This window comes from Streptococcus mitis ATCC 6249 (assembly GCF_000146585.1).
Classification (GTDB): domain Bacteria; phylum Bacillota; class Bacilli; order Lactobacillales; family Streptococcaceae; genus Streptococcus; species Streptococcus mitis_AZ.
Map to the genome: position 1 here is coordinate 485,650 of NZ_GL397179.1, position 13,945 is coordinate 499,594.

Below are 13,945 nucleotides of genomic sequence, written 5' to 3' on the forward strand. Positions count from 1 at the left end.
AGATCTAGAATCAAATAGGATCAAACAGCCGGAGAGGACCTCTAGGTTCTCTCCTTTTTTCAAAGGAGAAATGATACCGCTTACTCATGTATGCGGATGAAAGGAATAGGAGAAAGATGGATAGACATTTTTTTGAGAAACGCTGTCACTATAGTATAAGAAAATTTGCAATCGGTGCAGCCTCCGTTATGATTGGTGCTAGTATCTTTGGAGCCAATATGGTTCAGGCAGCAGAAACAGCAGCGCCTTCAGAAACAGAGGGAAGCATCACCCATGTTGAAGCGCTGGATAAGTTACCCGATGATTTAGCCGATGCGCTTAAAAAGGCGGATGCAGAAGCTGCAACAGAAGCAAGTCATGAAGAGACTCCAGCGACTGACGAAGGAAGCAATCCTACATCAAGTGAAGAGGCAAAACCAGAGACAAGTCCTACAAGTCCCAAGCCAGCAGAAACGCCGAAACCGGTTGAAACACCAAAGGCAGACAATAAACCAGCTGAAACTGCTACGCCCGCACCAAAACCAGCTGAAAATCCAATCGAAGATAGAGAAGATGTCAACCATCTCGAAGGTGCTACTGCTCAGGCGAGCAACCATGAGACTGGGACCAACTTTACTGCGGATAAGGCTATCGACGGAGATGACAATACTCGATGGGCTACAGATAGAGACGCAGTAAAACCAACTTTTGAACTAACTCTTCCAAAGACTACCTTGATCAAACATGTAGAAATTGATTGGGATCGTCGTCTTCGTAATGGGCAAAATGACCCCAATATCAAATCTTGGAGTCTCTACTACGCAGGTCAAGAAGACGTGGGCGCTAATGGAGAAAAACAATGGAAACTAGCTCATACCAAAACTGGAGATCCAATTTTAGACGAGAAAGTAGACCTAGCTGACAGTATCCAAGCTAAGTATCTCAAACTTGAGATCAATGATTACCAAGCGGGAACAATGGGCTGGAGAAATGTTGGGATCCAAGAAATTCGAGCCTATTCGAATGTTCCGGACCATAGTAAGGTAACGGATATCCGCCAAGTAACAGAACTAACAGTAGCAGAAGACGGACAATCTCTTGTCTTGCCAACTTTATCAGGAAAAGTCAGTCTCATCGGAAGCAATAAACAAGGTGTAATTGACCTTCAAAATCGTATCCATAAACCTCTAACAGATCAACGTGTTAAGGTTATGGTGCAGCAAATCAAAGACAGCCATACTTTCACTAAGGAATTTGAAGTAGTCATCAAGGGCCTACATCAGGACGAAGGTGTGGGTGTGAAACCAAAAGTAGCACCAGCTGTTCAACAATGGTATGGGAAAGAAGGCCAATCTTCTATCACTTCAGATACAGTTCTTGCGACAGGAGATTCAGGATTTGATCAGGCAGCAACCTTCTACCAGTCAGACCTTGCAAGCCGTGGATTGGAACTGGCGACAGGTGACAAACAGGCTCAAAAACGAATCGAATTTAAAAAGGTTGAAAACAAAGGTTATGGTAAGGAAGGCTACGGCATCACTATCCAAGATGATGTGATTACCATCGAAGCTGCAACGAATACAGGTGCCTTCTACGCAACTCGTACTCTTCTTCAAATGGGAGAAACAGACCTACAAAATGGCGAAATTCGTGATTTCCCAAGTTTCAGCCACCGTGGCTTTATGCTGGATACAGGTCGTAAATTTATCCCTTATGACACCCTTGTAGACATCATGCTAAACATGGCCTACTACAAGATGAACGACTTGCAGTTGCACCTTAATGATAACTATATCTTCCTCAAGGAACACTTGGCAGGTAAGAATTTAAGTCCAGAAGAACAACTCAAGTATGTACTTGAACATGCCAAGACTGGTTTCCGTTTGGAGACAGATATTGTCGGTAAGAATGGTCAAAAATTAACATCAGATGAGCATTATACTAAGGAAGAAATGCAAAATCTGATTAAATTGGCCAAGGCTCTTCATATCAACCTAGTACCTGAAATTGACACGCCAGGACACGCACTTTCATTTGTTAAAGTTCGTCCAGACCTCATGTATCAAGGTAGTCTGAGCGATTATGCAGGCAAGCACAATGTCGAACGAGTTGCCATGCTAGACTTGGATACTAAGTATGAGGAAACTCTTAAATTTGTCAAATCCGTCTATGACAAACTCCTAGATGGACCAGATGCTCCTTTGCATGGTGTATCCACTGTTCATATCGGAACGGACGAATACTACGGCAGTCGCGAAAGCTATCGCCGCTATGTCAATGACTTGACTCAATATATCAAGTCTAAAGGCTATACCCCTCGTATCTGGGGATCGCTCAGTGCGAAACGAGGTAAAACAGCGGTTGATTGGAACGGAGTAGAAGTTGATATCTGGAGTATCGGATGGCAACGACCAAATGAAGCCATTGCTCAGGGAGCTAAGATTATCAACATCACGGATGTACCTACATACAGTGTACCAAGTGGAAGCAATAGTCAAGCAGCCTATGGGGACTATGCTAACTACGAACGTCAGTACAATAGCTGGACACCGAATGATTTTAGAACAGGTGGAGGTCCACTTCTACCAGCTTCTCATCCAAGTATTATTGGTGGCGGGCACGCAGTTTGGAATGACAATATCGACCTTCATGAGACAGGTTTGACCTCTTATGATATCTTTAAACGCTTCTTCAAGAGCATGCAAACTACTGCAGAACGTACTTGGGGATCCGATCGTGCGGCTGCAACCTTTGCAGAACGTACCCTACCAGCTAGCCCTTATGCACCACAGTCAAATCCTGATAGAGCGATTGATCAAAGTGATTTGTTTACTATCAATCCTAAGACAGTGAAGGACTATGCAAGCAAGAAAGTGAAGACAAGCGAGCAAGGATTGGCATTTGAGAAAGACAGCAGCATCGAAGGCTTGGCTGGTGATGTTGGTCCAAGTCATGTCTTGAAGTTTGATGTGACTGTCACTGGTGACGGTGAACAAACCTTCTCAACAAGTGGGGACAACCGTATCTATCTAGCTGATAAAGATGGCTATCTTGCTTATCAATTTGAACAGTTCCATATCCAGTTCAAGAAAAAACTTGAAAAGAACAAACGTTATCAAATCTCTATTGTGACCAAACCACAATCAACAGAAGTCTATGTGGATGGTGAGAAAATTGAGCGTATCGCAAATCCAGAATACCCTCGCTTTGCCCACAATAGCTTGGTTCTACCGCTTGAAAGCATTGGTGGTTTCAAAGGAATCCTGCATAGTGCAGAGTTGTCAGACAAACCATTTGTAAATCCTCGTTTGATTTCAAATGATAAGATTACGGCAACGGCAAGCAGTCAGCAACTTCCAGGAAACGCGACTGAAGGCGCTGTTGAAAAGGCCTTTGACAATGATCCAAATACCTTCTGGCATACTAAATGGACTGGTGACACTGCGCCATTCACCCTTACGATGACCTTGAAAGAAGCAGAAAAAGTCAATGGTTTGACGTACCTCCCACGTCCAGGTGGTGGAAATGGTGTCGTGACACGCTATGAAATCTACGCACAAAAAGATGGCCAAATGGTCAAGGTTTCAGAAGGAAGCTGGGACAACAACGCCCAAGAAAAAACAGTCAACTTTGCGGCGGTAGATACCAACAAGATTGAGTTGAAAGTATTGGAAGGCGTTGGTGGTTTTGCAAGTGCGGCTGAAGTTCATCTATTGAAACCTGCCAAAGAAGGACAGGAAACACCTGTACCAAGTCAACCAGAAAAACCAACTACACCTGAAAAACCAAAAGTAGACCAGACCGGTGATGGAACAGTTGAATTGGCGGATCAATTCACTGCAAGCAAACCAGCTAGCGAAGATAGCATTGCAGCTGCCAGCAAGAGCGCGGACTATCTCAAGAAAGAGTACAAGGTCTTCCCAACGCCACAAAAAGTAACCTATGGCGAAGGTGTTACAGCTCTTCGTAAGCAAGTCAATCTGGTTATGGGCGATCAACTCGATATCTATACCCGCAATCGCTTGAAGAGTGTCTTACAGGACAATCAAGTATCTTATACAACAGGTAAATCTGCAATCGCTGGCGCAACCAATATCTATCTTGGAGTGCATGGACAAGGTTCACAAGCAGAGCAAAACTTGTCCAATGTTTCAGCAGGTCTCTTTGATAAGATCGACGCCTATGCTTTGACGATTAAGGATAACTCGATTTCCATCGTCGGAAAAGACACAGATGCGGTCTTCTATGGTTTGACAACCTTGAAACACATGCTCAAGGAAAGTCAAGTTCCAGTTCTTCGCAATGTGACAGTAGAAGATTACGCAGAGCTCAAGAACCGTGGTTTCATCGAAGGTTACTATGGAAACCCATGGTCTAACGCAGATCGTGCAGAACTCATGCGTTTTGGTGGCGATTTGAAATTGAACCAATACTTCTTTGCACCAAAAGATGATCCATACCACAACAAGAAATGGCGAGAACTCTATCCAGAAGAAAAACTAGCTGAAATTCGTGAACTTGCTCGTGTCGGAAATCAAAGTAAAACTCGCTATGTCTGGACTATCCATCCATTCATGAACAACCGCATCCGCTTTGGCAATGAAGCGCATTATCAAGAAGATTTGGCAACCATCAAGGCTAAATTTACCCAGTTGATGAAAGTGGGTGTCCGCGAATTTGGTATTCTTGCAGATGATGCTCCAAGCCCAGTCGGAGGCTACAATAGCTACAACCGCTTGATGCAAGATATGACCAAGTGGTTGACAGAAATGCAAGGAACTTACAGCGGTCTTCGTAAAGAAATGATCTTTGTTCCTGGCCAGTATTGGGGTAATGGACGTGAGGATGAGCTGAAATCCCTCAATGAAAATCTCCCAAGTTCAACATCCATGACCTTGACGGGTGGTAAGATTTGGGGTGAAGTCTCTGAAAGCTTCCTTTCAACTCTCAAGAACAATCTATCCGCAGGAGGCAAGACCTATCGCCCAGTTTCACTTTGGATTAACTGGCCTGTAACAGATAACTCTAAACAACACTTGATTCTAGGTGGTGGTGAGAAATTCCTTCATCCAAATGTGGATCCAAGCTTGCTATCTGGTATCATGTTGAACCCAATGCAACAGTCTGAACCATCTAAGATTGCCCTCTTTTCAGGAGCTCAATACTCATGGAAACAGTGGAAATCAGAAGAAGAAGCTAAGAAAATCAATGATATTGCCTTCAACTTTGTAGAAAATGGTCATTTTGAAGATAGCAAGGTATCAGCAGCCTTCCGCGAACTTGGTAAGCACATGATCAACCAAAACATGGATAATCGTGTCGTCAAACTAGAAGAATCTGTAGACTTGGCTCCAAAATTGACAGACTTCATGACCAAGCTCAAAGCAGGTCAGGATGTGACTGCTGAACGTGCAGCCTTGCGTGCAGAATTTGCCAAGATTAAAGAAGCAGCCGAACTCTATAAAGCATCAGGCGATAAAAAAATGGTTGCCCAAATCCACTATTGGTTGGATAATGCAATTGACCAAATGAATGCCCTTGATTCCTTCCTTACAGGAACTGAAGCCATGGCTACAAACGATGCAGCTAAACTCTGGGATAGTTACTACAAAGGTTTGAAATTGTACGAACAGTCTCAAACGCACACCTTCCATTATGTAGACCATATGGAAAAAGCTGAATTGGGTGTTCAACATATTCGTCCATTTATCCTATCCTTGAAGGAAGTTCTAGCGTCTGAAGTTCAAAAAGTCTTGCATCCAGATCAAATCATCAGCACCTTTATCACCAATCGAACAGGTGTAGAAGGTGGTTTGGCAGAAGTGACGGATGGTGATTTGGCAACTCATGCGATTATTAAATCACCAAACAACATCAAGACAGGTGATTATATTGGTATGAAGTTCAACAAGCCGGTATCAATCCAAACCTTGACCTTTGCAATGGGAACGCAGGCAAATCCACGTGATACCTTTAGTAAGGCAGAAGTGCAGTATCAAGATGAAAATGACAACTGGGTAACCTTGAAAGAGCCAAGCTATGTCGGAAATGAATCCCTTCTTAAGTTTGAGAATCTCACTATCAAGGCTAAGGCAGTTCGTATGATTGCGACAGCAGACCGCGAGAACACCTGGTTTGCAGTTCAGGAAATTGCAGTTAACCGTCCAGTTGAAAAAGCTCGTAGCCAACAAGCAACGACAGTTAGTCTAAGCTCAAACTTAGTTTACAAACTAAATACCTCAGCTCGTCAAATCACTGATGGCAAGGACAATACAGAAGCCATGATGGCGAACGCCGACGGTAGCAATACCACTCCAGTAGATGCCTGGGCACAACTTGACCTCGGTGAAGTCAAGTCAGTCACTAAAGTTCGTCTTCGTCAAGGAACAGGTGATAAACTTGCAGCAGGTGTGCTTGAGTATTCTACAGACGGTACTACTTGGCAGGAACTCGATCGCTTGTCAGGTGAGCAAACCAAGGAAGTGACTAGAGCAATCAATGCTCGTTATATCCGAGTACGCAATACCAAGGCCCTCGACCTCTGGTGGCGTATCCAGGACTTCTCTGTTGAGACACGCTCTGGAAACAGTGAGTTAACGGACACCAACGTTGATGCCTTGAAGGAAACTCCGGTAGTGGATAGCTTGGGTAGTTACGAGCTTCAAATTCCAGCTGGAACCAAACTTCCTGCAAATAGCTATCTAGGTATGAAACTTGACCGTATCCATCAGGTCAAGAGCATCCAGCTCCAAGGCCAAGCCAACCCTGCTCTTACTCTAGAGTACTCTGCAAATGCGCAAGAGTGGACGCCAGCTAGCCAGTTGACAGACAGATCTGTAGTGAGCCACTTGGTGCGTTATGTTCGTCTGGTCAATAAAACAGATCAGGAACAAGCTGTGACAGCCACTTCTCTCCTTGTGACAACCAAAGAAGTGCAACCAACAAAATTGGAATCAACTTCAATGGGAATTCACCCAGCATATGGAAGCAATGATGTTCGTAAACTGAACAACCTAGATCAATTATTTGATGGTGTTTATAACAACTTCGTTGAGTTTTCAGACTACGCCCATAAAGATGGTCATGTGACCTTGAAACTTGGCAGCGAACGCACTATCAAGAAGATTAGAGCTTATATCCAAGACGGAACTCAAAACTACCTTCGTGATGGTAAGATCCAAGTCAGCCAAGACGGTAAAACTTGGACTGATGTCGTTACAGTAGGAGATGGTGTGGCCAATAGCCAACACGATGATTCTCTGACAGATGGTTGGACACATGATTCTAAGATGCCAGGAAATCGCTACATTGAAGGTGAATTGACGACACCAGTCAAAGCCAACTATCTCCGTGTCCTCTATACAGCAGACTATGATGCCCGTTTTGTAGGCTTTACAGAATTGGTCATCAACGATGGTGAATTTGTCAAACCAATCAATGATCCAACAGTAGAAGGAAGTAGTGGAGAAAGCCAAGGCAACCTTTATAATAATCTTGTAGACGGCAAAGTCTTGACCAGCTATAAGTCTGAAAAAGACAAGGGCGAATTGGTGTATCACTTGTCTGAGCCTACCAATGCCAACCACCTTCGTCTCGTTTCCAGTCTTCCTGAAGGAGCGAAAGCACGTGTTCTTGCTAGAACACTCAAGGATGGTCAAGACAGTTGGGCAGACCTCGGTGCCATTACATCTAGTCTCCAAACTTTTGCTATCCGAAATGGTGGCTCTCTTCTAGATGTTAAACTCGTCTGGGAAGGTGGCAAGGCTGAGTTTTATGAATTGGCGAGCTTCTATCAAGAATTAACAGAAGAACCTGTTCAATCAAGCAAGGGTGAAGAACCAGCACCTGTTCTTGAGGTTCCTGAATTCACAGGTGGTGTCAATGCAGTTGAAGCCTTGGTACATGAACTTCCAGAGTACACAGGCGCAGTAGCAACGGTAGGCGACCAAGCCGCTCCAACAGTAGAGAAACCTGAGTTCAAGGGTGGCGTCAATGCAGTTGAAGCCTTGGTACATGAGCTTCCAGAGTACACAGGCGCATTAGCAACAGTAGGTGACCAAGCAGCTCCAACAGTAGAGAAACCTGAGTTCAAGGGCGGTGTCAATGCTGTTATGGCACTGGTACATGAATTGCCAGAGTACACAGGCCCAGTAGCGACAGTAGGCGACCAAGCCGCTCCAACAGTAGAGAAACCTGAGTTTAAACTTAGCTCACTTGCTTCAGATGAAGGTAAGAAACCGGCGCCAGATCTAAAACAAGAAGTGACGAACCGAGAAACAGCTGAACAAAGCTTGCCAGCAACAGGTGAGAGTCAATCTGACACAGCCCTCTTCCTAGCAGGAGTTAGCCTAGCCTTATCTGCTCTCTTTGTAGCAAAAACGAAGAAAGATTAGGATTATAAAACCTTCTAAGATTGACTAAGAGTATATTCTCTAAATCAATAATTGTGAGGTTCATAGAATAGAAAAACCTGAGAAGATTTCTTCTCAGGTTTTTCGAATTTAATAAAAAAGAAAGTTTGTATAGTATGAAAAAATCCACCCAATTTTGGGTGGATCATATTTTAAGGTTGTGCTGGTTGCGGGTTCTGGTTTTGGTTTTGTTGACCAGGAGTGGTATTTGGTTGTTGCGTATTGTTCTCGCTTGTACCTGAATTTGGAGTTGTTGTACTTGCTTGTGTACTAGAACTCTCTGAAGTTGAGCTAGAGCTTTCAGGTGTTGGACTTTGCTGAGGAGCAGGAGCAGTCCAGGCAGGACGTGCACCTTTTTTAAAGACAAATTCTCCACCTCTGTAGAGTCCTTCTGGCATAGTCCAGTCGCCAGAATGATCATCTTCAGATAGATAAGTCATCATCGAACGGTAAACCTTAGCAGCAACATAGAAGCCATCACCAACAATAGGAGTCAGGCGGTTCGAGTAACCAGTCCAAACGGCCATTGAATATTTACGAGTATAGCCAACGAACAATTCGTCAGGAGCTACATAACCAGTGTTCTTGACGTAGTTTTCAATCTCATCATCTGTGTAGTTTGATGTACCAGTTTTACCAGCTTGTGGCAACCATGGGAGGTAGGCTCCTCGACCAGTTCCATATGCCAGGACAGTTTTCATCATATCCGTCATCATATAGGCTGTTGTCTCTTTCATGGCACGAGTACCAGGATCAGAGAATTCTTTTGAACTGCCATCACTGAAGACAATTTTGTTGATATACATTGGCTTGCGGTAGATACCACCGTTAGCAAAGGCAGCGTAAGCAGCAGCCATTTTCTCACTACTTGCTCCATACTTTTTGTTTGATTCAGTTGTATTACTTGAAATGGCATTTGCATAGTGCATATCTGGGTAATCAATACCAAGTCCATTTAGGAAGGTCTTGGCTTTATCCAGGCCGACTTTGTTCAAGGCTTCTACAGCTGGCACGTTTCGTGACTGTTGTAGGGCGTACTGTAATGTAATATTTCCAAAGTAACTTCTATCCCAGTTGTAAACAGGAGTATCTGTTCCAGGATAATTGTAAGGAACATCGTGAACAATTGAAGCAGTTGAATCATAGATATCGTACTCCAAAGCAGGTGCATAATCTGTGATTGGCTTCATCGTTGATCCCCAGTCTCGGTTGGTTTCAACAGCTTGATTGATTCCAAAAGAAACATTGCTTGATTGGTGACGAGAACCTAACTGAGCAATGACTTTCCCGTTTGTCACATCAACGATTGTTGATGCCACTTGCATTTCATCATCTGGATAGTTGACATACTCGTCAGTATTGTAGATATCCCAGAGATGTTGTTGAACTTTAGGATCAACGTTGGTGTAGACATCCATACCAGTCGTTAAGAGATTGTAGCCTGTTTCTTGTTCGACTTGATCGATTACCTCTTTGAGATAGTTGTCCATGTGTGGAGGATAACTATTAGCCGATTTTAGACTTTGAAGTCCGTCCGTAATTGGAGTATTAATCGCTTTTTCATATTGCTCAGCTGAAATGTAACCTTGTCCCTTCATCTCAGAGAGGACGAGATTGCGTCGTTCTTGAGCCGCTTCTGGATGTGAGTATGGATCATACTGATTTGGCGCCTGAGGCATTCCAGCAAGGAGAGCCAACTGCGGGATACTCAAATCTTTGAGGTCCTTGCCATAGTAATTTTGGGCAGCAGTTTGCATACCGTAGTTACCGTTTGACATGTAGACCTTGTTGATGTAGTAGGTCAAGATTTCTTGCTTGGTTGCTTTCTGTTCAAGTTGAACGGCCAGCCAAGCTTCTTGAGCCTTACGTGAAAGAGTCTGGTCCGACGTTGATGTAGAGAAATAAGTTAATTTAATCAGCTGCTGCGTTAAGGTTGAAGCTCCCTGAAGGCCTCCACCACCACGAAGATTTCGTAGAGTGGCACCGAGGATACGAATAGTATCAACCCCACGGTGATTAAAGAAACGATGGTCTTCAATTGAGACGATGGCATTAACCAACTCAGTAGGGATTTCATTTGCTTGCGCATTTACCCGACGTTCTGATCCAAGATCGGCAATGAGTTCATCGTTTTTGTCATAGATCTTGCTAGACGTTGTAGCGACTAGTTTACTTTCAGATAGGGCCGGAGCCTTGCTGACATAGTAGAGGAAGAGTCCCCCGCCTAGCACAACTGCTGCGATAAATACAGTTAAGAGACAGATACTGACATACTTAGCTATTCGCAGGAAAATTTGTTTGTTCATCTTGTTTTACCACCCAGTAAATGTTCTTTGATAATATCGAGATAGGGAATCTGAGGAAAGGCACCAGGCTCAATCCTATATCCATTTTCTTGAATATATCCAAGTGGCATTGACTTTTGTCCCATATCTTGATGATAGAAACGAATCAAGTCAATGGCCGGCAATAAGTAGGTTTCTTGCTGAGAAGAAAAGTGAAGGAGTACAAAGCAGATCCCTTGTTGGGCAAGGACTTGTTCCATGTGTTGGATCTGATGGAGATGAAAATTCTTCATCGGGATCGCATGTTTCTGCCTAGTTTCCTTTGCTTCAAAGTCGATGTAATATCCATCATAAACCCCCGAATAGTCTGTTGTTGAGGCCTGTCTGAAGTAGGCTTCAACGATCTTGGCTCGACTTCTTTGGGGATAATCGACACGTACGATTTGGATGGGAGTCGGTTTCTTGTGGATAACAGCCAGCCCATGCGACAAGTAGTAGTCGTTCGTAGCATTGATCATCTTTTCAAAGGACATCCCCCGATTTGCGAAATTTTTAGTTTTTGAAAGGGATGGTTGTCTTTTTTGTGATGAAATTTTATGTGGATAGTTGACCATAATTCTCCTTATTGGTACAATAACATCACTCTATTATACCATAAAAGTATACAGAAAGGATGAAAAAATGCATACAGCCTTGATTTTAGGCTATTCCGCCTTCGACCTTGGTCTCTTTAATGACAAGGATATTCGTATTGACATTATCAAAAAAGCCATTGGTAGAGACTTGGAAGGTCTAGCAGAGGAAGGGGTGACCTGGCTTGTCTTTACAGGGACTCTGGGCTTTGAATACTGGGTGCTTCAAGTAGCTAAAGAAATGAAAGAAGAGTATGGATTTCAATTGGCGACCATTTTTGATTTTGAAACCCATGGCAGTAATTGGAATGAAGCAAATCAAGCCAAATTGAGTGAGTTCAAGCAGGTTGACTTTGTCAAATATGCCTATCCACAATATGAGCACAAGGGGCAACTGCGTGATTATCAGAAATTTCTGCTGGAGAATACAGATAGTTGTTATCTTTTTTACGACGAAGAAAAGGAAACCAAGTTACGATATTTTTACCAAATGATGAAAAATCAAGCGGACTATGTTACAAGACGATTAACATTTGAGGACTTGAATGAAATAGTAGAAAATTTTTCCGAAAAGTAAGGCTTTGACCTTGATTTTTACTTATCTTTTTTTATATAATAATACTAGTAACCCAGAATGGAGAGAGACATGGCAAGTATTATATTTTCAGCGAAAGATATTTTTGAACAAGACTTTGGACGTGAAGTTCGTGGATATAGCAAAGCAGAAGTGGATGAATTCCTTGATGATGTGATTAAGGATTATGAGACTTATGCAGCTTTGGTCAAATCTCTTCGTCAAGAGATAGCGGATTTGAAGGATGAATTGTCTCGTAAACCACAGTCAGTTCCCACTCAGCCTGATTCTATCGAAGTTACCGCTTCTACCTCGATGACAAACTTTGATATCTTGAAACGATTGAATCGACTTGAAAAAGAAGTGTTTGGTAAACAAATTTTAGACAATGAAGATGTATAATTGAGTGTCTATCAAGTGCATAAATGCAATTTTTGGATAATCGCGTGAAGAGATTCTCTTTTCATGAGGAAAGTCCATGCTAGCACAGGCTGTGATGCCTGTAGTGTTTGTGCTAGGCGAAACCATAAGCCTAGGGACGAGAGATCGTTACGGCAGTCGAAATGGCTAAGTCTTCGGATAAGTCAGATTAGGCTTGAAAGTGCCACAGTGACGGAGTCTCTCTGGAAACGGAGAGAGTGGAACGCGGTAAACCCCTCAAGCTAGCAACCCAAATTTTGGTCGGGGCATGGAGTGCACGGAAACGAACGTAGTACTCTGACTGTTAGCAGCTATCGCTGTTAGTGGTAGACAGATGATTATCGAAGGAAGTGGTCCTAGTCACTTCTGGAACAAAACATGGCTTATAGAAAATTGCATATAGGTTGGGGCTGAGAAATCTTTCTCAACCTCATTTTTTAAAGTGAACAAAAGAAAGGTCTTACAAGACTGTAAAATGAAAAAAGAATTTAATTTAATCGCAACTGCTGCAGCGGGTCTTGAGGCTGTCGTTGGACGTGAGGTGCGAGAACTAGGCTATGATTGCCAGGTTGAAAATGGGCGTGTCCGCTTTCAAGGAGATGTGAAGGCAATCATCGAGACCAACCTTTGGCTTCGTGCAGCGGATCGCATCAAGATTGTAGTTGGAAGCTTCCCTGCAAAGACCTTTGAAGAGCTCTTTCAAGGAGTTTTTGCTCTAGATTGGGAAAACTATCTCCCACTTGGGGCGCGTTTCCCTATCTCAAAGGCCAAATGTGTCAAGTCTAAACTTCATAATGAGCCCAGTGTGCAGGCTATTTCCAAGAAGGCTGTTGTAAAGAAATTACAAAAACACTATGCCCGCCCAGAAGGTGTTCCCTTGATGGAAACTGGTCCCGAGTTTAAGATTGAGGTATCTATCCTGAAAGATGTGGCAACTGTCATGATTGACACGACAGGTTCTAGCCTTTTTAAACGTGGTTATCGTACGGAAAAGGGTGGAGCTCCTATCAAAGAAAACATGGCAGCAGCCATTTTACAACTTTCAAACTGGTATCCAGACAAGCCTTTGATTGATCCGACCTGCGGTTCAGGAACCTTCTGCATCGAGGCGGCTATGATAGCTAAGAAGATGGCCCCTGGTCTTCGCCGTTCCTTTGCTTTTGAAGAATGGAACTGGGTCAGCGATCGGTTAATTCAAGAAGTGCGTACGGATGCTGCCAAGAAAATTGACCGTGAACTGGAACTGGATATCATGGGCTGTGATATAGACGCTCGTATGGTTGAAATTGCCAAGGCAAATGCTCAAGCAGCAGGTGTGGCAGGTGATATCACCTTTAAACAAACGCGGGTACAAGACTTGCGCTCGGACAAGGTAAATGGTGTCATCATCTCCAATCCTCCATATGGTGAGCGTTTGTCTGATGATGTAGGAGTTACCAAGCTTTATGCTGAGATGGGACAGGTATTTGCGCCACTGAAAACCTGGAGTAAATTTATCCTGACCAGTGATGAAGCATTTGAAAGTAAGTACGGAAGTCCAGCTGATAAAAAACGAAAACTGTATAACGGGACCTTAAAAGTGGATTTGTATCAATACTTTGGTCAGCGTGTCAAACGTCAGGAGTTAAAATAGAAAGGTGAACT

General features: G+C 43.4%; 6 protein-coding genes and 1 other RNA gene. 5 read left to right on the top strand and 2 right to left on the bottom strand.

Annotation, left to right across the window (positions count from 1 at the left end):
- Positions 1-116 precede the first annotated feature (116 nt).
- Positions 117-8,372, top strand: coding sequence for an SIALI-17 repeat-containing surface protein (locus HMPREF8571_RS04240; RefSeq protein WP_000373800.1), 8,256 nt, complete (start codon positions 117-119; stop codon positions 8,370-8,372).
- Positions 8,373-8,542: 170 nt separating this feature from the next.
- On the opposite strand, the gene pbp1a is transcribed toward HMPREF8571_RS04240, so the two are convergent.
- Together pbp1a and recU are read right to left on the bottom strand one after the other, a co-directional pair.
- Positions 8,543-10,696 carry a penicillin-binding protein PBP1A gene (gene pbp1a / locus HMPREF8571_RS04245; protein WP_001041269.1) on the bottom strand — a complete coding sequence of 718 codons (2,154 nt, stop codon included), beginning with the start codon at positions 10,694-10,696 and terminating at the stop codon, positions 8,543-8,545.
- Positions 10,693-11,289: a Holliday junction resolvase RecU gene (gene recU, locus HMPREF8571_RS04250; RefSeq protein ID WP_000248765.1), complete on the bottom strand. Its 597-nt coding sequence runs from the start codon at positions 11,287-11,289 to the stop codon at positions 10,693-10,695. The genes pbp1a and recU overlap by 4 nt, the downstream gene beginning before the upstream one ends.
- Positions 11,290-11,356: 67 nt before the next feature.
- Between recU and HMPREF8571_RS04255 the strand changes: the two genes are divergently transcribed.
- The 4 genes from HMPREF8571_RS04255 (at position 11,357) to HMPREF8571_RS04265 (ending at position 13,934) form a co-directional block, all read left to right on the top strand.
- A complete protein-coding gene (locus HMPREF8571_RS04255) occupies positions 11,357-11,884 on the top strand; it encodes a DUF1273 domain-containing protein (protein ID WP_000556609.1) in 528 nt (175 codons plus the stop codon).
- A gap of 69 nt (positions 11,885-11,953) precedes the next feature.
- Entirely contained in the window at positions 11,954-12,283 is a 330-nt protein-coding gene (gpsB, locus tag HMPREF8571_RS04260; protein WP_000146521.1) for a cell division regulator GpsB, read from the top strand.
- A 28-nt stretch (positions 12,284-12,311) separates the two neighbouring features.
- An RNA gene (gene rnpB, locus HMPREF8571_RS11055) (RNase P RNA component class B) lies at positions 12,312-12,692 on the top strand.
- A gap of 84 nt (positions 12,693-12,776) precedes the next feature.
- Entirely contained in the window at positions 12,777-13,934 is a 1,158-nt protein-coding gene (locus tag HMPREF8571_RS04265) for a THUMP domain-containing class I SAM-dependent RNA methyltransferase (RefSeq protein WP_000711365.1), read from the top strand.
- The last annotated feature ends 11 nt before the right edge of the window (positions 13,935-13,945 follow it).